Annotated in this window: 20 protein-coding genes and 2 tRNA genes; 9 read left to right on the forward strand and 13 right to left on the reverse strand. The window is 38.1% G+C overall.

The features are described from left to right. Positions 1 to 16: 16 nt before the first annotated feature. Together IEX65_RS28075 and IEX65_RS21390 are read right to left on the reverse strand one after the other, a co-directional pair. The gene (locus IEX65_RS28075; protein ID WP_229250814.1) at positions 17 to 1,381 is read right to left on the reverse strand and encodes a phage tail-like protein; all 1,365 of its coding nucleotides are present in this window, start codon (positions 1,379 to 1,381) and stop codon (positions 17 to 19) included. Between the two features lie 221 nt (positions 1,382 to 1,602). After that, positions 1,603 to 3,264: an AMP-binding protein gene (locus IEX65_RS21390; RefSeq protein ID WP_188769141.1), complete on the reverse strand. Its 1,662-nt coding sequence runs from the start codon at positions 3,262 to 3,264 to the stop codon at positions 1,603 to 1,605. Positions 3,265 to 3,383: 119 nt separating this feature from the next. On the opposite strand from IEX65_RS21390, the gene IEX65_RS21395 reads away from it, so the two are divergent. Next, complete coding sequence (locus tag IEX65_RS21395; RefSeq protein WP_188769144.1) at positions 3,384 to 4,343, forward strand: alpha/beta fold hydrolase; 960 nt, start codon at positions 3,384 to 3,386, stop codon at positions 4,341 to 4,343. Between the two features lie 63 nt (positions 4,344 to 4,406). Here IEX65_RS21395 and pepT read toward each other — a convergent pair whose 3' ends face one another. Both pepT and IEX65_RS21405 read right to left on the reverse strand, forming a co-directional pair. Further along, positions 4,407 to 5,669, reverse strand: a complete 1,263-nt coding sequence (pepT, locus tag IEX65_RS21400) for a peptidase T (RefSeq protein WP_374757861.1) — start codon at positions 5,667 to 5,669, stop codon at positions 4,407 to 4,409. After that, complete coding sequence (locus IEX65_RS21405) at positions 5,662 to 6,129, reverse strand: pyrophosphohydrolase domain-containing protein (RefSeq protein ID WP_188769146.1); 468 nt, start codon at positions 6,127 to 6,129, stop codon at positions 5,662 to 5,664. The genes pepT and IEX65_RS21405 overlap by 8 nt, the downstream gene beginning before the upstream one ends. A 229-nt stretch (positions 6,130 to 6,358) precedes the next feature. Here IEX65_RS21405 and IEX65_RS21410 point away from each other — a divergent pair, with 229 nt between their 5' ends. The 4 genes from IEX65_RS21410 (at position 6,359) to IEX65_RS21425 (ending at position 11,177) form a co-directional block, all read left to right on the forward strand. Further along, positions 6,359 to 6,967: a collagen-like triple helix repeat-containing protein gene (locus tag IEX65_RS21410; protein WP_188769148.1), complete on the forward strand. Its 609-nt coding sequence runs from the start codon at positions 6,359 to 6,361 to the stop codon at positions 6,965 to 6,967. A gap of 105 nt (positions 6,968 to 7,072) precedes the next feature. Beyond that, positions 7,073 to 8,182: a tetratricopeptide repeat protein gene (locus IEX65_RS21415; protein WP_188769149.1), complete on the forward strand. Its 1,110-nt coding sequence runs from the start codon at positions 7,073 to 7,075 to the stop codon at positions 8,180 to 8,182. A gap of 77 nt (positions 8,183 to 8,259) precedes the next feature. Then, positions 8,260 to 10,896 carry a VPS10 domain-containing protein gene (locus tag IEX65_RS21420; protein WP_188769151.1) on the forward strand — a complete coding sequence of 879 codons (2,637 nt, stop codon included), beginning with the start codon at positions 8,260 to 8,262 and terminating at the stop codon, positions 10,894 to 10,896. A gap of 95 nt (positions 10,897 to 10,991) precedes the next feature. Beyond that, the gene (locus IEX65_RS21425; RefSeq protein WP_188769152.1) at positions 10,992 to 11,177 is read left to right on the forward strand and encodes a hypothetical protein; all 186 of its coding nucleotides are present in this window, start codon (positions 10,992 to 10,994) and stop codon (positions 11,175 to 11,177) included. Here the strand turns inward: IEX65_RS21425 and IEX65_RS21430 are convergent. The 3 genes from IEX65_RS21430 to IEX65_RS21440 form a co-directional block, all read right to left on the reverse strand. After that, positions 11,174 to 11,866: a lysoplasmalogenase family protein gene (locus tag IEX65_RS21430; RefSeq protein ID WP_188769153.1), complete on the reverse strand. Its 693-nt coding sequence runs from the start codon at positions 11,864 to 11,866 to the stop codon at positions 11,174 to 11,176. The two genes, IEX65_RS21425 and IEX65_RS21430, sit on opposite strands and share 4 nt — an antisense overlap. A 236-nt stretch (positions 11,867 to 12,102) precedes the next feature. Beyond that, positions 12,103 to 12,594, reverse strand: a complete 492-nt coding sequence (locus IEX65_RS21435) for a YcxB family protein (protein WP_188769155.1) — start codon at positions 12,592 to 12,594, stop codon at positions 12,103 to 12,105. Between the two features lie 193 nt (positions 12,595 to 12,787). Then, positions 12,788 to 13,216 (reverse strand): DUF4783 domain-containing protein, encoded by a 429-nt coding sequence (locus IEX65_RS21440; RefSeq protein WP_188769156.1) that lies wholly within the window; start codon positions 13,214 to 13,216, stop codon positions 12,788 to 12,790. A 214-nt stretch (positions 13,217 to 13,430) separates the two neighbouring features. On the opposite strand from IEX65_RS21440, the gene IEX65_RS21445 reads away from it, so the two are divergent. Both IEX65_RS21445 and gldD read left to right on the forward strand, forming a co-directional pair. Continuing rightward, positions 13,431 to 13,931 (forward strand): phosphoribosyltransferase family protein, encoded by a 501-nt coding sequence (locus IEX65_RS21445; RefSeq protein ID WP_188769159.1) that lies wholly within the window; start codon positions 13,431 to 13,433, stop codon positions 13,929 to 13,931. 12 nt (positions 13,932 to 13,943) lie between these two features. Then, entirely contained in the window at positions 13,944 to 14,540 is a 597-nt protein-coding gene (gene gldD / locus IEX65_RS21450) for a gliding motility lipoprotein GldD (RefSeq protein ID WP_188769160.1), read from the forward strand. Here the strand turns inward: gldD and IEX65_RS21455 are convergent, their stop codons facing one another. The 6 genes from IEX65_RS21455 to IEX65_RS21480 form a co-directional block, all read right to left on the reverse strand. Then, entirely contained in the window at positions 14,541 to 15,092 is a 552-nt protein-coding gene (locus IEX65_RS21455; protein ID WP_188769162.1) for a YceI family protein, read from the reverse strand. A 13-nt stretch (positions 15,093 to 15,105) separates the two neighbouring features. Continuing rightward, entirely contained in the window at positions 15,106 to 15,666 is a 561-nt protein-coding gene (locus IEX65_RS21460; protein ID WP_188769164.1) for a YceI family protein, read from the reverse strand. 34 nt (positions 15,667 to 15,700) lie between these two features. Continuing rightward, positions 15,701 to 16,342, reverse strand: a complete 642-nt coding sequence (locus IEX65_RS21465) for a hypothetical protein (protein ID WP_188769165.1) — start codon at positions 16,340 to 16,342, stop codon at positions 15,701 to 15,703. 358 nt (positions 16,343 to 16,700) lie between these two features. Continuing rightward, the gene (locus tag IEX65_RS21470) at positions 16,701 to 17,219 is read right to left on the reverse strand and encodes a QcrA and Rieske domain-containing protein (RefSeq protein ID WP_188769166.1); all 519 of its coding nucleotides are present in this window, start codon (positions 17,217 to 17,219) and stop codon (positions 16,701 to 16,703) included. 256 nt (positions 17,220 to 17,475) lie between these two features. Further along, positions 17,476 to 17,547, reverse strand: a tRNA-Glu gene (locus IEX65_RS21475). Positions 17,548 to 17,710: 163 nt separating this feature from the next. Continuing rightward, positions 17,711 to 17,782 (reverse strand) — tRNA-Glu (locus IEX65_RS21480). Positions 17,783 to 18,051: 269 nt separating this feature from the next. Here IEX65_RS21480 and IEX65_RS21485 point away from each other — a divergent pair. Beyond that, positions 18,052 to 20,544 (forward strand): M14 metallopeptidase family protein, encoded by a 2,493-nt coding sequence (locus IEX65_RS21485; protein WP_188769167.1) that lies wholly within the window; start codon positions 18,052 to 18,054, stop codon positions 20,542 to 20,544. 94 nt (positions 20,545 to 20,638) lie between these two features. Next, a complete protein-coding gene (locus IEX65_RS21490; protein ID WP_188769169.1) occupies positions 20,639 to 21,571 on the forward strand; it encodes a sugar phosphate isomerase/epimerase family protein in 933 nt (310 codons plus the stop codon). Positions 21,572 to 21,629 lie beyond the last annotated feature (58 nt).

Here is a 21,629-nt window from a genome sequence, read left to right on the forward strand (position 1 = left end):
ACTCAGAACTCTTTTGTTAGAAAAAGAGGTTTGCTGGTGTAGAGGTTACAGTAGTAACTGATTTACCAACCGAACCCGCAGTAGCTGTGTAACTAACACTAAAAATAGTTCCACTTGCCTGTCCCCCATTACCACCACAGGCACCACCACCTCCTCCACCTGTAAGACCACTTGCAGTATTACCAGAAGTAATGCCAGCTGAGCCACCATTAACATTAATTGTTCCAGTGACCGTAGGGCTTGCTGGTGCTATTAAACGAGCAATTCCTCCGCCACCGCCACCACCGCCACCTTCTGCACTACCACCATTACCATCAAATCCATCCGCACCATTCCCACCTTTAGCATTAATGTTACCGCTGATAGTAATTGAGGTATTTGAAGCCAATACTACTACTCCACCAGCTCCACCACCTCCACCAACAATTCCTTGCAATGCTGTCTGGGAATTGACAGAATTATTTCCATTTGCATTAATAACCCCTGTTGTTCCTATAGTAATACTTCCCAATGCTACTATTCGTAGTTGTCCACCACCTTCTCCACCCGTATTAAGAACATTTCTATAACCTGCTCCACCTCCCACTAATGATGTAGAAGTTTGTATTAATGCGGCTTGTAGCACACCCAGTCCAACACCACCTATGACTGAACCGGGAGCACTCAATGAGATACCTGGGTGAGGACTTACATTACTATTTGTTGCTCCTGTTCCTACTATAATTGTCCCATTTATTATAACATTACCTGTACATCTAATTATTGTTCCACTTGGCACTGCAAAAATAGCACCCGAGTTCACAGTGAAACTTGAATATTGAAGACTGCTTGTGGGGGGAGATGAACTCCAATCGGTATTACTTGAAATTGTTAAAGCCCCAGCAGACCCATCTCCATATATACCAGAAGACCCAGCTGGTCCTTGTGGGCCAGTTGCACCTTGCGGACCCTGTGGGCCAGTTGCACCTTGTGGACCTTGTGGTCCAACCGCACCTTGTGGACCTTGAAGACCAACTGCCCCTTGTGGACCTTGTGGTCCAACCGCACCTTGCGGACCTTGTGGTCCAACCGCACCTTGCGGACCTTGAGGACCAACTGCCCCTTGTGGACCTTGTGGTCCAACTGCTCCCAATAAAATCCATGATGTTCCATTATAATAATGGAAACCAGCTACTCCATCTGTTTGATAAATTAATAATCCATTAGCTGGGCTACTTATTGCAGTCTTTTGCGTTTCATTCATTCGAGGAACGAGCATTCCTTTAGAAGTTGAAGCAACATCAAGAGCAGCAGAGGGTTCTACAGCATTAACTCGGGCATTTTGAGCATGAATCACCTTCAAGATGATAATAAAACTTAGTGTAAGTATAAGCTTCTTCATTTTTAAACTATTTAAATTAATTTTATGGCTTTTGATTAAATTCTTATATGCTATCGTTAAAAGACCTTTCAAATTTTTAGCGTAGTTTTCTAACAATATTTCTGAAACCAAATATAACAATGACGATTTAGAATTTACAAATAAAAAACTTTCTGTAACAAGTATCATATTAAAGATACTGACCAATAACCTTCTAATCAGTTCACTAAGGGAATAACTAATTACTCCCAAATTACTGCTTCTGACTTATTATACCAGCTATCAACTTTTGGGGCAAATTCTTTTTCTATAATATTTCGCTTGATTTTAAGCGTAGGCGTCATTTTATTGTTTTCTACCGTCCACGGTTCACGCAAAACTACCAATCTTTGTACACGCTCGTAGCTTTTTAGTTTTGGATTTAAATCTTTCAATGTTGTTTCCAAACTTTCTTTAACTACCTGTTTATCAGTCGCTTTTCCTAAATCAGACAATACTAATAAACCAATCGGTTGTGGTAAATTGTTTCCAACTACGCAAATTTGTTCGATGAAATTATTGTCGGCAAAACCAAATTCGATTTGTGCTGGAGCAACGTATTCTCCTTTCGAGGTTTTGTACATTTCTTTTACACGCCCCGTGATTTTTAGATAGTTTTCAGCATCTAATTCTCCCACATCGCCCGTGTGAATCCAATTATCAGTATCAATTGTTTCGGCTGTCAGAGCGGGTTCTTTATAATATCCATCCATGTTCCAGTTTGAACGAGTCAGGATTTCGCCCGAACCTTCGGCAATTTTCACTTCCATCCCTGGGTAAATTTTACCGACCGTTCCATCTTTCACCTTTTCTTTCGGCATCATACATACCGCTCCGACGTTTTCGGTCATGCCATAGGCTTCTTGAATAATTATACCCAGTTTTCTAAACCAAACAATCAAACTATTGGGCATCGGTGCTGCACCAGTCAGAATTATCACTGCTTTATCTAAACCCAATCCTTTTCTGATTTTTTTCTTTACAATTCCATTCAAAATTGGGATTTTTAATAAAGTATTAAGTTTCTTTTCGGGCATTTTCCCCAAAATTCCTAACTGAAACTTTGTCCAAATCCGAGGAACCGCCAAGAAATGCGTTGGTTCGGCAGCAGCCAAATTTTTAGCAAAACTATCAAGCGTTTCGGCAAAATAAATGGTAGCCCCCATCGTGATAGCCGCTGCCTCTATAATATTTCTCTCGGCAATATGGCAGAGTGGCAAGTAAGAAAAAAAGCGAGCATTTTCGGTGTGAAGTCTGGCAATATCACGAGTATGAAAAATCACACTTGCCATTGCACCATATTTCAACATTACGCCTTTTGGATTTCCAGTCGTGCCAGATGTATAAATTATCGTAAAAATATCAGCTAAGTTCGGCACATAGTTTTCAGTCATTGGTGCGTGATTAGCCAAAATATCATTCCATTGTACGTGCGAAGCATCGGGATTGTAAGTAGGAAACGAAATACATTTCACATTAGCAGGAATACCCGATTTCATTCCTGCCCAATCATCCAATTTCCCAACAAAAAGCACCTCACAACCGCTATGCGTAAGCACTTGATTAATCTGAGCATCGGTCAAAGTAGCATAAAAAGGCACCGAAATATGCCCCGACATCATGATTGCAAAGTCAGCAATCAGCCATTCTGCACAGTTTTTTGAAACCAAACCTATATTGCTTTTCGGCGGAAGATTCAGCGATTTTAGATAAGTAGCCAAACTACGTGCTTGTTGGCCAGCTTCTTTGAAAGTGTAATCAACAAAATCATCACCGAAGGGTTGACGCAAGTAAATTTTATCAGGAGTTGTTGCTTCCCAATGATAAAAATAGTCTAATAGGGTTTTGTTAGGTAAAATTTCCATAGGTATATTAACAGGTTATGTTCTATTCACAAATTTGCACAAAATAATGAAACAATTTAAAATTTTCAAGAAAAAGATATTAGATTTGGCTTATAAAATTTAGAAAAAATCTTCATCACATGAAACTGCTCTTTAAGACCTTAAAATACTTTTTTGTATTTATTCTAATTGCTATCGTTGGACTTACGGCATTATATTGGAAAAGTGATATTCCGCTCTCAACACTTAAAGAAAAATATACCACCGCTGACTCAAAATTTATCGAAGTTGATGGAATGTCGGTGCATTATCGTATAGAAGGTTTAGCAACGGATAGCATTCCGTTAGTTCTTCTGCACGGAACGGGTGCGAGCTTACACACATGGGATGGTTGGGTAAACGCTCTAAAAACCGAACGAAAGATTATCAGACTCGATTTACCTGCTTATGGTCTAACTGGCCCAAATCCAACGAGCGATTACTCACAAGAATTTTATGCAACTTTCATCAATGATTTTCTGACAAAACTTGGAGTAAAACAGTGTATCATTGCAGGAAATTCTCTCGGAGGCTCAATTGCGTGGAATTTTGCGGTGAAATATCCTGAAAAAATTTCAAAAATGATTTTAGTTGATGCGGGCGGATACACCATGAAGTCAAAATCGGTGCCGATTGCTTTTCGAGTAGCAGGTTGGCCAGTTGTAAAAAACTTGTTTAAATACGTTACACCTCGCTCAATTGTGCAGAAAAGTGTAGAAAATGTTTATGCCGATAAAAGCAAAGTAAGCGATGATTTGGTTGACCGTTATTTTGAATTATCGCTCCGAGAAGGTAATCGTCAAGCATTTATTGATAGGATGTCTGAGTTTAGAAATAAAGGGATTATTAACGACAAAACTGCCAAAATCAAAGACTTAGCAATGCCTACACTCATTATTTGGGGCGATAAAGATTTACTAATTCCGCTTGAAGTTGGCGAAAAATTTCATGCAGATTTACCTAATGATACTTTGGTAGTTTTCAAAAATTTAGGACATACGCCAATGGAAGAAGATGCAGAGAAAACGGTGGCTGTTGTGAAAGAATTCTTGAAGAAATAAGAAAAGCACCTCATAAAAGTTCCGTATCACACCTAAATTGGCATGACACGGAGTTTTTATGACTTACGAACGCTGTTCCCAAATCTGCACTAAATTAATAATCACTTGGGTAGCTTTTTCCATATCTTGCACCGACACCCATTCGAGTTTTGAATGAAAAGCGTGTTCGCCCGCAAAAATATTCGGACAAGGCAAACCCATAAATGATAACCGTGAACCATCAGTTCCACCTCTAATACTACGTTTTTCAGCCTTCAAACCTGCTTGTTCGATTGCCTCCAAAGCAAAGTCAACTACCTGCGGATAATTCACCAAAACTTCTTTCATGTTGCGGTATTGTTCAATTACTTTAAAATCAACCCTTGAGTTTGGATAATTTACAAGTACCTGATTAACAATGTTTTGCAAGAAACTTTCTTTTTCATACAGCCCAGCCACCGTAAAATCACGGATAATAAAATCAAGTTTTACTGCTTCTTGAATCCCCGAAATTTGAGTTGGATGAATGAAACCTTCCATGCCTTCGGTCGTTTCAGGAGAAAGTGTGTCTTTGGGTAAAGCTGCCAAAATATCACCCGCTATCTTCATGGCATTTTCGAGTTTTCCTTTTGCAAAACCAGGGTGTGTACTTATACCATGAATAGTGAGGCTCACAGCATCAGCCGAAAAAGTTTCATCTTCGAGTGTGCCAAGACTTTCTCCATCCATTGTGTAACCAAAATCAGCACCGAGTTTCTTTAAATCTACTTTTTCTGTACCACGACCCACTTCTTCATCGGGCGTAAACAATATTTTTACTGTTCCGTGTTTCACATCGGGGTTCTGCATCAAGTATTCGGCCGCTGCCATAATTTCGGCAACTCCAGCTTTATTATCTGCCCCCAATAAAGTTGTGCCGCTTGCAGTGATGATATCGTTACCGATTTGCTCTTTCAAATCGGGGTGTTCGGCAACTTTAATTACTTGAGTAGAATCATCAGGTAAAACAATATCTGTTCCGTCCCAATTAAAATGAATGAGGGGCTTCACTCCTGCCCCACTACAATCAGGCGAGGTATCTACGTGTGAGCAGAAACAAATTGTTGGTACATGCTTCTCGGTGTTGCTCGGAATCGTGGCATAGACATAGCCCCATTCATCGAGATGAGCATCAGTAATACCTAAATCTAATAGCTCTTGCACCAACAATCGACTCAAATCTTTCTGCTTCTCAGTCGATGGATTCGATGGTGAATTTGGGTCAGATTGTGTATCAATTTGTACGTATTTCAAGAAACGTGTACTTGCACTAAACATCTGATATTTCTTCATAATAATTTCAAGCATTTACGATTGAGGCTAAATCTGCTGGCGAATAATTGATGTTTTTCAAGGTCTTGTCATCACCTTTTCTATACACCAAAAACTTACCTTCTATTTCCTTATAATAAGACTCCGTTCCTTTCTCTGCGTAGTGCTTCATGGTAGCCTCTGCTTCCTCAACAGTATCGCAAGCTTTACTCATATTCGAGCGTTGAACTTCGTCGAATATTGTTCTGAATTTTTCGCCCAAGCCAAACTCCAAAATTGCCCCAGCCAATACATACTGAATATCGGCCAAAGCATCGGCTACTTCTACAATATTATTATCGTTGATTGCCTCTTGCAGTTCTTTCAATTCTTCGGCTATGAGCGAAACCCGAAGGTCGCAACGTTGCTTTGATGGAATCTGTGGTGTATCTAAAATTGGGTGTTTAAATGTGCGATGAAACTCGGCTACTTGGTTAAGGCAATCTAAATTTTGCATGATGTTTTAAGAATCTATTATTTGGTAATTATTTGTATTTTTAAATGATTTTTCAGAAAAATATACTTATTTCCGTACGAAATCCCTTTAGATAAATATTACAATACACTTTTTGACGAAAAAATTTTTGCCGTAAAATAAATAAAGCGATATTAGCGTTTGCAAAGTTGAACAAATTTCAATAATATTGCTACGTAACTGAAGCCAAAAAATCAAAACCCATCAAATCATGAACAAATTTTATAGAGTTCTTTCAGTAGTATCATTGACATTATCTGTTGCTTTTTGGTCATGCAGAGGCGACCAAGGTCCTCAAGGCCCAGCGGGTGCTCAAGGCCCTGCAGGTCAAAATGGTACTAACGGTACTAATGGTACTAACGGTACTAATGGAAAAGACGGTAACGCTAATGTAAAAGGTACAGAGGTTACTGTTAAAGTAGCAGACTGGAAAACAGTTGACGCTGCCGGTATTGGCACTGGAGCTACTGGTAAAACAGGTGCTTATTCGGTAACTGACGCTAACGTAAAGGCAACAATGTTTGTTATTGCTTTCGTTAAAGTTGGTACTCAATTTGTAGCTTTACCACGTGTAATCATCAAAGAAACTGACGGTGCAACTGAGCAAGTAAACTTTGGCTATGAAACTGGCAAAGTAACGTTCTATTACAGTTCACAAACTGCAGCTATCGGTGGCATTAAAACTTATGCTCCGCAAACAGACCTTACTTTCTCTTACGTAACAGTTGAGAAAACAGTTGGTCAAGCTATGCAGAACGAAGGTGTAAACCTTAGAAGCCGTGACGCTGTAATGACTTACTTACAAGAACACAAGTATTAATCGTTAACTACACAATAAGAGTAAGTTACGAAGCAAAAAAAAGCCTTCCATTTGGGAGGCTTTTTTGCATTTTATTCGTTAATATAGAAACAGCTCTTCGATTTCATGAAACAACTTTTTTGGATTTTACTTTTTTGGTGCTTTTCAGCTTCATCTTTTGCACAACTATTGAACGACAATGAATCTAAACAACTGATTATTAAAGGTTTAGACAAACTCTACAATTACGAATTTAAAGAAGCTGACGCTTATTTTCAAAGCGTTAAAGCTAAATATCCCAAACACCCCGTTACGCCCCTACTCAGTGCTTTACAAGTACAATGGCTAAATTTGCCTATTGAGCAAAACCCAAAGGCATTGGGTCAGTATCTTGCATTGCTCGAAAAATGCCAATTATCGGCCGAAACTCTCCTTCAAGACCCAAGCAAAAAAGCGGAAGCTATTTTCTTTTTGGTAGCCTCTCATGGATACATTGCCTTGGTTCTTAATTATAAAAAAGAACAAGTAAAAGCAGCCAACGAAGCCCGAAAAGCCTATGGGTATCTTAAAGATGGCAAACAATTGACCGAAAAGAACCCAGAGTTTTTGTTTACTTCGGGCTTATATAATTTTTATCGAGTACAATATCCCGAAACACACCCAATAGTAAAACCAGTCATGCTTTTCTTTGATAATGGCAATAAAAAACTTGGTATTCAACAACTTGAGCAAGCAGTTCAGAAATCAGTTTTCTCACGTATTGAAGCTGCATTTTATTTAATGGGTGTATGTCTAAAATACGAGTCCAACTATCCAAAGGCTTTAGTTTATTCTAATTGGCTACACGAGCGTTATCCAAACAACTTAATCTATACGATGCGGCACACCGAAAGTTTAATTATGAATGGTAAAATTGAGGATGCTCTGCCACTTATTCAGCAATTAAAACGTACTAATGATAAAGTGTATCTTTTGGCGGGAAATTTGTTTGAAGGATTAATCAATGAAAAATTTAAGAAAAATGACAAAGCTGCCGCTGACCAATACGTTAATGTATTGAAAATGCAGCCCAACGACCGATACACCAACGATTATTACGCAATGGCTTATGCAGGTTTGGCTCGAATTTCGATACGTTCGGGTAATACAAAACGTGCCGAAGAGTTATACCGTAGATGTTTAGAGTACGCCGAGTATAAATCGACAGTGAATGAAGCAGAAAATTTTTTAAAGTAGTTTTTCTACTTTAAATTTATTCTATAATTGATGCCCAACCGAACCTTTTACTGAATGAGTACCTAATTTTCTTTCACATGAAAAGAACCTTTACTTTATTTTTTTTATTATACAGCATCGTTATAGTAGCCCAAACCCTTCCTGAAAGTATTCCAAGTCTGAATGAATCCAAGAATTTATTTCAGCACGAACAACAATTTAGAGATTGGCTATACCGACAACCCAAAGGTACTCGTGGGTGGAAATGGATGGCTCGCTACGAGCATGAACTTCTCCGACGAATTGATACTACTGGCAATATGCCTTCGAGCGATTTGCTCCTAAAAGCCAATAATAATATAGAAAATTTAAGAAAAAACAGCGAAAATGCCCGTCAAAAAGCCTCTTCATGGGTTCCAGTTGGGCCTTATGGGAGTTCAGAATTATTTGGTATTGGTCGAGTAAATTGCATTGCTTTTCATCCAAAAGATAGCCTTACATTCTACATTGGTTTTGGGCAAGGTGGTATCTGGAAAACTACCAATGGAGGCGAATCTTACACTCCACTGGGCGATAATCTACCCATATTAAGAGTTAGTGGCATAACCCTCGACCCTAACAATCCTGACATTATATACATTTCTCTGGCCGATTTTGCCTATATTGGCTATGACTTATATACCGCCGACCGCAAGCGAAATACCTATTACGGAATTGGTGTTTGGAAAAGTACAAACGGAGGTAAAACTTGGCAACAAACTGGCCTTAAAAATCAACTTTCAGAGGGAATTACATCAATCACTCGAACAATTTGGGTTAATCCTCAAAACTCAAAAGAAGTGGTAGTTGTCGGAACAAAAGGTATTTTCAAGTCTTTCGATGGCGGCGATACATGGTCAACTAAGGTCTTAGATAAAATGACTTCGGCACTTGTGCAGCACCCGACCAATTCTAATATACTTTTTGCTTCGGCAGTTTATGTGGCCAGCACCAAGCAGGGAGAAGCAGGAATTTGGAAGTCAGAAGATGCGGGAAATACTTGGCGAATATTATCAACGGGTATTGGTAAAGCAACCGTTCAGCGAGTTGAAGTAGCTATCTCTCCCACAAGTCCTAATTTGATTTATGCTGTCAGTTGTGATATTAATAATGGTTTTGAAGGTTTCTACAAAAGCACCGATAATGGCGAAACTTGGCAAAAATCTGCCTTTAGAGGAAACTTACTGTCAACAGCCTATAGCGGAACTGGCGGTCAAGGCTTTTATGACTTATGTATCATGGTTCATCCAACAAAACCACAAACTGTTTATGTTGGAGGCTTAATCTTGAACGAATCGAATGATGGTGGAACTACTTGGCGACCGGCAACTGGCTATACAACCATTCACCCTGACCAACACGCCTTTGGGTATAATCCCCTCAACAAAACTATATACCTATGCAATGATGGAGGGGTTTATGCCACTAAAGAGATTATTGCCAGCACAATAGCCAACCTATCATGGAAATTTGTTTCGAAAGGGGTCAATGCCACTTCGTGCTATCGTTTGGGACTTTCGCAAGATGGGAAAAAAATTCTGACTGGTGCTCAAGACAACAATATGTTTCTAACCCAAGACAATAAACCTTGGACAAGTGAATTTGACGGAGATGGTATGGAAGGAGCAATCAGTAAAAACTATGCTTATGGTTCTTCACAATACGGATTTATTTCATTCTTTGACCTAAACGATGCTCGAAAGCAAGAAGCTGCTATCTTTCCACCACAAGCTAACAACGATACAGGCGAATGGACTACTCCATTTATTATTAATGAAAAAAGCAATCAAGTAATTATTGCTGGCGGGAATGTTCATAAATTAGATGTAGCTCAAGAGAGAAGCAAACTTAATACTATCTCCAACTTTAAGATTTATGGCACAACTCGCTATCCACAAGTATCAACCGCCTTAGCTGTGCCAAAATCAGATGCTAATACCATTTATATAGCAAAAAAAGCCACGCCATTACTCAAGCAGTCTTCTGAACTTTGGCGAACCGTAAATAATGGAGAATTTTGGGAGAATATCACCAACGATATTTACAAAGATTCTTATGTAACTTATCTTACGGTTGATGATAACTTCCCTGACCGTGTTTGGGCTACATTGAGCAATTTTGAAGAAGGCAAGAAAGTATATTATTCGAGCAATGGAGGTAAAAACTGGGAGAACATCAGCTATAATTTACCAAATCTTCCTGCCAATACCATTGTATATCAGACTGATACAGAAACCGATATTTTGTATGTGGGCATGGATATTGGCGTTTATTATTTAGTAGAAGGCACAAAAGAATGGAAACCGCTTATAACCAATCTGCCGAACGTAATTGTTCACGAACTTGAAATAAATCAGACGACAAAAAAACTTTACGCTGCTACCTTTGGTAGAGGAATTTGGATGACCGACTTACTCACCGAAAAATCACCACAATCAGATGATTTCTATGGCATGGAAGCTTCTTTGTATCCAAACCCGAATAATGGTACATTCAAGTTAAAAGCCAACTATAACAATATCGAGAAAATTCAGGTAATTGATATTTTAGGAAGGGTACGTTTCGAAGAATCTCTACAACCCAAAGCCTTAAAATACGGAAAACAGTTTGAAGTAAATTCACTCAACTCAGGGATTTATTTTGTTAGATTAGTGTCGGGTAATTTAAGCAAAATCATAAAAATGGCCGTTAATTAAAGCCCCAACAACCGCTTCTGATAAGATTAAAGTCGTATTATTCGATTTGGCATTGATATTGTAGTTGAATACTAAACTATTCAAATTATAAAACTATGCAAGAATTTATTCAAATTCCGACCGAATACATCGAACAAGTACTTGAGAAAACCTCAGGTGTAAGACCCAATCTTCAAGACGAATTAGTTTATCTCCGTACTTCATTAAGTTATCTCAGAGAAGGAATGAGCGTAGAAGAAGCAACTGATTTAGCCACGATTGATTACCTAATGGCGAGTTAGTTTTCAACTTTATTTCGAGTGTACAAAATACTTTCAATGATTAATAATTGAGAAGTAGCATAAATGATAAAATAGACTCCTGTTTTGTAGGGCAATTCTTTATACAATAAATTAATGGCTAACCATAAGTTGGACATTACTAATAAAAAGATGCCTATAAACCCCATTGAGTAGGCTTTTCTGGGTATCGGCCGAAAATAAGCCATCCAACAAAGCACCATCATTTGGGTTGAATACACAAAACTGATTAAGAGCAAGCTATTCGGTGTATAGGTAATGAGCAGAAAAACCAAACCTATAAAAAACAGAATGGTGAGGAAAATCATTTTCCATTCTTTAATTACCGACGAAAAAGGAGGCAATATACTGCCTTCATCTCGAAAGATACTGATGTACATAAACTGTGTAAGATAAAACCCAACAGTATTGAGAAACATCAAAAGATGAAGGTCTCTAAAAATCAAAATCAAAATTCCACCTGCACACGTAAAGAGCAATGCTTCAATTGAGTACCAATCTATAAGAACAAATTTTGAGTTTTTGTATCTGATATAATATGTGATTAAAATCAAATTGGATACAACTTCTAAAAAGCCAGCTTTCTTTAAGAAAACTGACTCATCATACAAAAATGCCCAAAATAGTAATGGTACCAAGCCATAATACAGCAAGAGCCAAAGTTTTTTCATATCAATAGCAGCCCTTTCCTCTTTCAGAGGAAGAGTTTATTTTTATATTCACCGTGTAATAGTTAGATTATGAAGCAAAAATTATACCGCTTAATAACTTCTATTACTTATAAAAATATTGGGTTACGCTTATTTACAAACTGATAATAGTTAAGGAATCAACTATAACAACATGCAAACTATTGATTATAAACTACTTATGTAGGCAGAGTATTTACTGTAAATCTTATGATTTTCTATTGTAAAAGTTCTTTACGCTTTAAAATAGATTCAAATAATTTCAAATCATGCTCGCTGTTGAATACAGTAAATGGAAAACGTAAAAATTGGCCTTTACCAATAATCAACAAAAAGGCATCTGCCATACGCTCAGCCGACTGAATGCTTTCCCATTTCATGATACCACCTTCTTTCTGGTTGATTTTTACCAAAATCTGACGGCTATCAATTTCGTACATAAACTTGTCAAACATTTGTTTGTTTTGTTCCATCTGCGACGCAGCATAGAACTGGGCATACCAGAATAAAACATAAAGCCCACCTCCTACAACAGCTACCACTGGAATCCACCAGTTTTTGTATGTACCCGTAAAATGAAGCACTAAACCCAATAAAAAAACCGCTGCTGGAATCAACAACCATTTCCATCCGGCTTTCATGTGACGCTTGAACGAAATACTTACATATTCTTTAGGGTCTAAAGCAAATTTTTTTGTTTTTACTATCATTGTATTTTGTTGTCATTAAGTACCTAACTGTGCCTGTATATCGGTCTAATTTTCAATATCCGCCCTACACTGCTGCATTCAATTAGATGTTATTATCTTTGAAAGCACAAAAATAGAAAAAGGCTCTGACAATTTCAGAGCCTTTCCTATTATTTTGTAATAAGTATCTATAAAATTCGTTAGTAGAGCTTTTTCACCCCTCTCTAAACTGAATCGTATCAATCACATATTTATTGGCATCCGCACGACGAACTAAGATATACACCAAGAAATCTTTGTTACGGCTTCGGTACGTACCTACACTATAACGTAGGTCGGCATTCGATGCACCTTGATACACATACTGGAATGCCAATGGAGGATTCTTCTGGAAGAAAGATTTAAAAATCTGTTCTGCCTGTTGTGCCGAAATTTTTTGGAAATCGATTTTTTCTGAATCTATCACCAGTTCAACGTGCTGGTTTAGACAACTTGCCAACATTCGAGGGTTTCCACCTCTAAACGACATCCTGATTCTGTCAGCCAGTTCATTATCTTCTCTGCTTCTCTTAGAGTCATCATCGTTTGGACGTGTGGCACTCGTAAGAAAAATGAAAACGATTGCTGACATTAAGTATTTCATGGACTTCATAATGATTAAGTTTTGAGTATCTTTGTTCGTTATTATTATTTGTTAAAGTTATTTGCACAAACTATGCCAAAAAATTATTAAACGGATACGTTTTTTTTACGTCATTCACCGTTTTAATGGCACAAAAACTTTAATATCAAAATTCAAACCAATTATTTCGTTTAAGTGCTTAGGTTTAAAAACTCAATGCAAAAAAGTTTATTTTATGTCGAATCAGTTATTAAATAAGACCCAAACGCTTCAAAAAATCCGTAGAATTGCCTACCAAGTGTATGAACAAAATTTTGAGGAGTCAGCAATAATTATTGCAGGAATCAATGGTGAAGGCTATACTTTTGCCGAAATGTTGGTAAAAGAGCTGAAACAAATCTCGTCAATGGATGTGTATACTGCCAAGGTAACATTTGATAAACTCGCCTCCGAACAACCAGATATAAATATTGAAAGTAAAGTAGATACTTTCCGTAATAAAAACATCGTTCTATGTGATGATGTACTGAATACAGGTAAGACTTTGGCATTTAGTTTGCGACCATTCTTGAGTATTCCTATCAAGAAATTACAAGTGGCTGTAATCGTTGACCGTAATCACCCAAAGTACCCAATGGCAGCTGATTTTGTTGGGTATTCGCTATCAACAACCCTCAATGAGCATATTCAGGTCATACTTAGCGATGAAGAAAAAACAGGAGTTTATATTTTTTAAGAAAAGTAATCTATGCCCAAAATACAGATTGTAAAAGGATTAGTAGTATTTGCATTCAGCGTTATGCTTGGAAGTTGTAGTAAATCAAACCAAGAGTATTCGCCTAAGCCCCGAGGATTCAATCGTATTGATTTGCCCCAACACGCTTACCAAACTTTGCCCGATAAACACCCCTACTCTTTTGAGTACTCGAAAGAGGCAATTATTCAGCTTGATACATTCAAAAATGCCGAGCCACATTGGATAATCGTATATTACCCTAAGCTCAATACACGTATTCAGTTTACTTACAAACCAGTTAAAAACGACCTCGGCAGACTACAAAATATGATGGGCGATGCTGCTAAATTGGCTTTTAATCACGATAAAAAAGCCTATTCGATAACCGATAAGATTTTGACAACGAAGAGCGGCAAAAGAGCAGTTGTTTTTGAATTAGAAGGAGAAGTGCCAAGTCCGTATCAGTTTTTTGTAACTGATAGTACTAAGCACTATCTCAGAGGAGCAGTTTATTTAATGACAGCCACCGAAAACGATTCTCTCAAACCAATCATTGATTATATGAAAGTCGATTCGAGACATATTCTCGAAACCCTTCGATGGAAATAATTATAATTTGAAAATAAGTCTGAATTTGAAATTCAATATATCGTCGGTTTTTAGACCAAATAACGACGGACGCTCTACTTTATAATCAGTCAGAGAAACATCAAATTTACCTTCAAAAACTAATTTATTAACGAAGTCTTCACGAGTTGCAATAATCGTTACGGGCTTCGTTACTCCATGAAACGTCAGATTCCCTTCTACCGTAATCATCTCAGCGGCAGCCTTGATTTTTGTACTTACAAACGTAACTTTAGGGTATTTCAAGGCCTCTAAGACCTCCAAACCGTGCGAATCACGGTTGGCATTTCCACTATCAAACGATTGCACTTTGAGCGAAACCGCTACTTGTTCAATCGTCTTTGATGCTTTGTTATAAACCAAAATAGCATTTACATCCTTACAAACTGCCTCCCAATCGTGCATGGGGTGTTTCATGGCGTAGGTAATGGTTGATACGCTTTTATCGGCTAATAGCTTTGTCAAATCTTGTTGCGAAAAAGCTATTGCTGGAAACATCAACAAAATCAGTAATATATTAGGAAGCTTTTTCATACGCAGTTTATTTTTACTTTACATTAAAACTCAGATTAAATTTCAAATTTACAACATCTTCAGTTTTTACGCCAAAGAGTGAAGGTCTATCTACTTTATAATCAGATAATAAGACATCAAATTTACCGTCAAAATTTATTTTACTCGACCCGTCATCTCGACGAACAGTAAGCGTAATCGGCTTAACTATACCATGAAATGTCAGATTACCATCTATTGCAAGCGTATTGCCATTCGGTCTGATTTTTGTGCTTACAAAAGTCACTTTCGGAAACTTCAAGCCCTCCAAAACTTCTAAAGCATGAGAATCTCGGTTTGAGTTTCCACTATCAAAAGAATCAACCTTCAACGAAACTACTACTTGCTCAACGGCCTTCGTTGCTTTATTATATACAATCACAGCATTTACATCTTTCGACACGCCTTCCCATTCGTGCATGGGGTGTTTCATGGCATAAGTAATTGTTGATACACCCTTATCAGCAAATACTTTTATTGCGTCCTGCTGTTGAGCTTGTGTTATTAACGAAAACAAAGACAACAATAATACAAGAAACCTGTTGGTTAATTTCATTTTAGCATGGGGCAAAAGTTTACGAAGAATAAATCTAAAACTCGAATTTAATCATCGCTATCGCAGCCAAATAGCCGCCTACCGCGGTATATGCAGCTGCACGATGATATGGCTTCAGCTTGTAGTTATCGCTAATACGAGGCCCTAAGACGTTCGTAGCAATCATAGCTGAGAGATGCACATACGACAAATATTTATGCACTTTAATATTACTGATACCTTTACGGTTGAGCATTGGAGGCGGGGCGGTGAAAGCCATTAAGGCAGTTGTAGCGTAGCCAATATTTACCCCCGTAGCAACAGCTCCGTGGATATTCTTTAGCTTATCGCTGTAAGTGTCGGGCTTATAAAGGCGTGAACCCAAAATTCCCTGCGTAATCATACCCGCTGCTGTAATAAAACCCAATGTTTGGTGGATTTTAAACATATTACGTCGAATCCTTAGTTCTTTTTCTCGATTTTCTAATGTTAGTTGCGGAGCAATGCCAGTTCGACGATACAAGCCGTGTTCTCCCCAGAATATCCGCTGTGTGAGCAACATTCTTTTAGGCAATAAGGCAGTTTTTTCGGGACCAGCTTCCAAATCATTCAAAAGGCTATCAGCATTAGTTTGAGCTACAGATTCATTAATAATAGCAGAAAATACTAAAAACAGCAGTACAAGTAGGTTCTTCATAACGATAAAAAGGTATAAAATTTTCAAGAAAAATATATAAAAAGAAAGCCAAAAAATTTGGCTTCCTTTATTCATCAAAACACATACCCCTAAACAATAATTACTATAAATATCCGAAAATATAGACGCCTGAGCATCTTTATTTTTCAAGATACATCAGCAATTAAAGAAATGACTAGGGTAAACTATGCTGTAAAACCCGAATAGATTCGGTACAGACTTAAATGTCTTTATAATTACCCGTTTACAGTAATCTATTTCGATAATTACTACATATATATACGAGAAACGTCTAAGGTCGGATTTCTTAGGTTTCAAAATTATATATTTTTTTTTATTGTTTCTACTAAACGGGGAATTATGCCTTGATTCTCAAGGAATTATTATTATTCAATAGCTCTGTTTTATAAACCGTAAGAGCTTTTGTTGCTGGGTCTTTTTGTACAGAACCGTCAGTTTTAAATTGTGAACCATGATTCGGACAAAGGAAATCATTTGAACCACTTCTGTAATCAATAGTCGTACCCTGATGCGTACAAATTTTTGATAAAGCTACGAAAGTTCCTTTGGCATTAGCAATAATAATGTCTTCTACGTAAGTAAAAGAACCTTCGGTTTTTAAACTCTTAAAATTTGAATTTGTCAAATCAATTGTAAAATCAATGGAAGCACCTTTGGCCGTTCCAGTAATGCCTGTGTCTGCCGAGCCTGTTGTTCCGCCCGTAGTTCCACCAGTGGTTGTGGTTGGAGTAGGTGTGTCAGAATCTTTCGAGCAAGATGTGAGTGTTGTGCCTAAACAATAAAACGACATCAATGCGGCACTGCTTAATCCGAGTTGTTTCAAAAACTGTCCTCTACTCAATTGTGTTGGTTCCATAAAATTAAGATATTTAATATTTTGATAATAGCAACTTTAAGTACTTGATTATCTTCCAACAATGGCCATTTATGAAAGATTACCTTATGTTCATTTTCAGATACGAGAATAAACAGGGCAAGGTTGCAGTGTAGAGAAAAATATCTTAAAATATTTTTAGGAAGAAGGAGCTCTGCTGAAAACTGAGTTAAACAAAAAACGCCCAATAATCAATGGATTATTAGGCGTTTACGATTTTTTAATCGCAGCGATTTAGTGACCCTACGGGGAATCGAACCCCGGTTTGATCCGTGAAAGGGACCTGTCCTAACCGCTAGACGATAGGGCCGACTGGTTCCATTTATCATCTGCGATTGTAAATCGTGGTGCAAAAGTACAATAAAAATTTTAATCTACAAAGCTTAAAATACTATACCCCTGCATAAAAAGCAAAATGCCTGATAATCGGTTGATTATCAGGCATAAAATTCGTCAATCGCAGCGATTTTTAGTGACCCTACGGGGAATCGAACCCCGGTTTGATCCGTGAAAGGGACCTGTCCTAACCGCTAGACGATAGGGCCGGCTGGTTCCATTTATCGTCTGCGTCAGCGAATTGTGGTGCAAAAGTACGGCAAAAAATTTAATCCGCAATAGCACGCTTCAAAAAAAGTTTAAAAACACCAAAATTCTTCCTATGATTATATTTAAAATGAGATTTATTATATTTTTAAGCAAAAAAAGAAAATATTTCTAATTTTAGTGAAATACTTTGCCCGACCTTCGCAAATGATTTTTCTCTTCTCTATCTTTGAAGAATCTTTAAATAACACTTCAAAACATCCATTATCTAATGAGAAAGATTTCTTGTTGTTTTTTCTTACTTCTTAGTTTTTTAAACTTATCAGCCCAAACCAAAACACCCGAAGAATTTCTGGGCTATAAACTCGGCACAAAATTTAGTTTTCATCATCGCATCGTTGACTATGTGCGTCATGTGGCAGCCCAAAATCCTACGCAAGTAAAGACCATTGATTACGGAATGACTTTTGAAGGTCGACCGTTGATGGTGGCTATCATTGCTTCTCCCGAAAACTTAGCGAAGATTGAAGAGATTCGTACGAATAATCTGAAAAGTATCGGCCTCATGGAAGGCAAGCCAACGGGCAAAGTTCCTGCCATTGCTTGGTTGAGTTATAATGTACATGGTAATGAAGCCGTGAGTTCGGAAGCTGTTTTGCAGGTTTTGTATGAGCTTTTGAATAAAAATAATGCTACTACTCAGAATGTATTAAAAAACACGGTTGTAATCCTCGACCCGTGTATTAATCCTGATGGCCGTGACCGCTATGCTCAATGGTATAATCGTGTGGCTAATCAAGGCGGAAACCCCGCTCCTTTTGCCATCGAACATCGTGAGCCGTGGCCAGGTGGGCGTTTCTCGCATTATATTTTCGACCCAAACCGTGACTGGGCTTGGCAAACACAGGAGATTTCGCAACAACGTGTAAAACTCTATAACCAATGGATGCCACATCTTCACGCCGATTTTCACGAAATGGGCTACAACACGCCTTATTATTTTCCACCGTCAGCAAAACCTTATCACGAAGATTTGAGCAAATGGCAACGTGAGTTTCAACAAACGTTGGGTGACTTCAACAAAAAATATTTTGATAAAAATTATTGGTTATATTTTTCGAAAGAAAACTACGATTTGCTTTATCCGAGTTATGGCGATACTTATCCGTCGTATAATGGAGCAATCGGTATGACTTACGAGCAAGGCGGTGGCGGTGCGGCTGGTTTAGCAATTGCCAAAGAAGATGGAGATACGCTGACATTGACGCAACGTATTTCGCACCATTTTGCTACGAGTATGGGGTCATTAGAAGCAATTTCGACTCGTGCCGATAAAACTGTGGAAGAATTTAACAAGTTTTTTACAGATAAAACTGCCAATGGCTACGGCACTTACAAATCATTTGTGATGAAAACCAAAGGTGATGAAGCGAAAGTTCAGGCCTTGACGAGCCTTTTGGACAAATTACAAATCAACTACGGTTTTGCCGCTAAAGAATCTACGGCTACGGGTTTTGGCTATCAAAGCTTGAAAGACGAGAGTTTCAAAATAGAAGCTAATGATTTGATTATCAGTACATATCAACCAAAAGGAACATTTGTAAAGATTTTGTTTGAACCAAAAACAGCTCTTGAAGACTCGGTGACGTATGACCTTACTACGTGGTCGTTAGCTTACGGTTATGGTTTGAAAGCTTTCGCTACCAAAGAAAAATTGGCAGTGGGTAACTCACAAATGACAACCGTTAAACAAGCAAGTATCGAAGGCAAACCTTATGCGTATGTGGCTGCGTGGAAATCGTTTGAAGATGTGAAGTTTTTATCGAAAGTGTTGGCGGCTGGAATTAAGGTAAGATTCAACGAAAATCCGTTTGAGATTGATGGTCGCAAATTTGATGCAGGTTCGTTAATCATTACCCGAACTAACAACGAACGTTTGGGCGATAAATTCGATAAAACGATTCAAGCAGCAGCTAAAGAGTTTAATATTAATCTTTTAGGCACAACTTCTGGCATGGTTTTGAGCGGAAATGATTTTGGTTCGGGTTCGGTCAATGTACTTAAAAATCCAAGAGTTGCCCTGATTGCGGGAGATGGCGTAGTTTCAACGGCTTTTGGTGAAGTTTGGCATTTCTTTGAGCAGCAAATCAAATATCCAATTACGGTGATTGAGGGAAGTTCGTTTTCAAGAGTACCACTTGAGCAACTTGATGTAATTGTTTTGGCCGATGGAAGCTACGAAAAGATATTCGGCAATGGTGATGCTCTCAAAAAATGGATTCAAAACGGAGGAAAAGTAATTGCTCTCGAAGGTGCAACTGGTTATTTTGCTGATAAAGATGGCTTTGCTTTGAAACGTAAAAAAGACACCTCAACAAGCGATAAAGCCGAACTCAAAACTTACGGAACTCGTGAGCGTGAGGGAATTATGGAGCAAATTCCAGGAGCAATCTTTAAAGTGGAACTTGATAAAACTCATCCGCTTGGCTACGGTACTGATGGAATTTATTACTCATTGGTGCGTGATGTTTATAACTATGACTATATGAAAGATGGCTGGAATGTGGGGTACATCAAAGAAAATAACCACGTAACGGGTTTTGCAGGAAAAATTGCGAAAGAAAAAATGAAAAACACCCTTACTTTCGGTGTACAAGAAATGGGGCGTGGAAAAATTGTTTACATGGCTGATTCTCCGCTATTCAGAGGTTTTTGGTATTCGGGGAAATTGATTTTTGGAAATGCTTTATTTACTGTGAATTAAACTATAGACAAGAGATTTTAGACAAGGGACAAAAGAACAAATTTTACTCAATTCTTTTATCTCTTGTCCTTTGTCTCTCATCTCAATAAAAACTATGAACAACACTCGACGCTCATTTCTAAAAACAGTACCATTGGCAGGTGCAGCGGCTTTTGCAAGTCCTGTTTTTGCTGAAACACCACAACCAGCCACAAAAACCGCCAGCCGAATAAAACTCAGCGTATCGAGTTATTCGTATTGGCATTTCAAAGGAGATAAATTTCCGATTGAAAAGGTCATTGACGAAGCAGCCAAATTAGGACTCGACGGCATTGACATTCTTCACCGACAAATGGACGGAGAAGACAATGCTTATTTACAAAAACTAAAAAAACACGCATTTGTAAATGGCATTGCCATGACTTGCTTGTCGATTCACCAAGGATTTGTTTCTCCAGATAAAGCGGTTTTGAAAGAACACATTGACCATACGATTCATTGCATCGAATTAGCCTACAAAATGGGCATTCCGTGTATGCGTTTGAATACGGGTCGTTGGGGGACTATCAAATCTTTTGATGATTTTATGGCAAAGCGTGGCAGCGAACCTGCTATTGCTGGCTACACAGAAGATGAGGCCTTCAAATGGTGTATTGATAGTATTCAGCAATGTATGAAAAAAGCCGAGGAGTGCGGAATTTTGTTGGCTCTCGAAAATCACTGGGGACTTGGCTCAACACCCGAAGGAATGCTTCGCATCAAAAACGCCATTGATTCACCGTGGTTGGGGCTTTTGATGGATACCGGCAATTTCTTAGAAAATCCTTATGATAAGCTGGAGAAAATTGCACCACAAACCAGCTTCGTACAAGCTAAAACATATTATGGTGGTGGCGAATGGTACACACTCGATTTAGATTACAAACGCATTGTCGATATTCTGAAAAAAGTAAATTATCAAGGCTATATTTCGATTGAGTTTGAGGGCAAAGAAGACCCAAAATCGGGAGTTCAGAAAAGCGTAGATTTGCTCAGAAGTGTTTTGTAATCAATCAGAAAGTTTATTCGATAGCTGATAATCAGTATATTTGCAGACTGATTATCGG

Source organism: Emticicia aquatilis (assembly GCF_014644295.1).
GTDB classification, from domain to species: domain Bacteria; phylum Bacteroidota; class Bacteroidia; order Cytophagales; family Spirosomataceae; genus Emticicia; species Emticicia aquatilis.

Excerpts from the sequence above, each read along its gene's own strand:
- IEX65_RS21395 (WP_188769144.1), top strand. The coding sequence starts at position 3,384 with ATGAAACTGCTCTTTAAGACCTTAAAATACTTTTTTGTATTTATTCTA.
- IEX65_RS21485 (WP_188769167.1), top strand. The coding sequence starts at position 18,052 with ATGAGAAAGATTTCTTGTTGTTTTTTCTTACTTCTTAGTTTTTTAAAC.
- IEX65_RS21415 (WP_188769149.1), top strand. The coding sequence starts at position 7,073 with ATGAAACAACTTTTTTGGATTTTACTTTTTTGGTGCTTTTCAGCTTCA.
- IEX65_RS21490 (WP_188769169.1), top strand. The coding sequence starts at position 20,639 with ATGAACAACACTCGACGCTCATTTCTAAAAACAGTACCATTGGCAGGT.
- IEX65_RS21405 (WP_188769146.1), bottom strand. The coding sequence starts at position 6,129 with ATGCAAAATTTAGATTGCCTTAACCAAGTAGCCGAGTTTCATCGCACA.
- gldD (WP_188769160.1), top strand. The coding sequence starts at position 13,944 with ATGCCCAAAATACAGATTGTAAAAGGATTAGTAGTATTTGCATTCAGC.
- IEX65_RS21430 (WP_188769153.1), bottom strand. The coding sequence starts at position 11,866 with ATGAAAAAACTTTGGCTCTTGCTGTATTATGGCTTGGTACCATTACTA.
- IEX65_RS21410 (WP_188769148.1), top strand. The coding sequence starts at position 6,359 with ATGAACAAATTTTATAGAGTTCTTTCAGTAGTATCATTGACATTATCT.
- IEX65_RS21470 (WP_188769166.1), bottom strand. The coding sequence starts at position 17,219 with ATGGAACCAACACAATTGAGTAGAGGACAGTTTTTGAAACAACTCGGA.
- IEX65_RS21435 (WP_188769155.1), bottom strand. The coding sequence starts at position 12,594 with ATGATAGTAAAAACAAAAAAATTTGCTTTAGACCCTAAAGAATATGTA.
- IEX65_RS21465 (WP_188769165.1), bottom strand. The coding sequence starts at position 16,342 with ATGAAGAACCTACTTGTACTGCTGTTTTTAGTATTTTCTGCTATTATT.
- pepT (WP_374757861.1), bottom strand. The coding sequence starts at position 5,669 with ATGCTTGAAATTATTATGAAGAAATATCAGATGTTTAGTGCAAGTACA.
- IEX65_RS21425 (WP_188769152.1), top strand. The coding sequence starts at position 10,992 with ATGCAAGAATTTATTCAAATTCCGACCGAATACATCGAACAAGTACTT.
- IEX65_RS21460 (WP_188769164.1), bottom strand. The coding sequence starts at position 15,666 with ATGAAATTAACCAACAGGTTTCTTGTATTATTGTTGTCTTTGTTTTCG.
- IEX65_RS21390 (WP_188769141.1), bottom strand. The coding sequence starts at position 3,264 with ATGGAAATTTTACCTAACAAAACCCTATTAGACTATTTTTATCATTGG.
- IEX65_RS28075 (WP_229250814.1), bottom strand. The coding sequence starts at position 1,381 with ATGAAGAAGCTTATACTTACACTAAGTTTTATTATCATCTTGAAGGTG.
- IEX65_RS21420 (WP_188769151.1), top strand. The coding sequence starts at position 8,260 with ATGAAAAGAACCTTTACTTTATTTTTTTTATTATACAGCATCGTTATA.
- IEX65_RS21455 (WP_188769162.1), bottom strand. The coding sequence starts at position 15,092 with ATGAAAAAGCTTCCTAATATATTACTGATTTTGTTGATGTTTCCAGCA.
- IEX65_RS21445 (WP_188769159.1), top strand. The coding sequence starts at position 13,431 with ATGTCGAATCAGTTATTAAATAAGACCCAAACGCTTCAAAAAATCCGT.
- IEX65_RS21440 (WP_188769156.1), bottom strand. The coding sequence starts at position 13,216 with ATGAAATACTTAATGTCAGCAATCGTTTTCATTTTTCTTACGAGTGCC.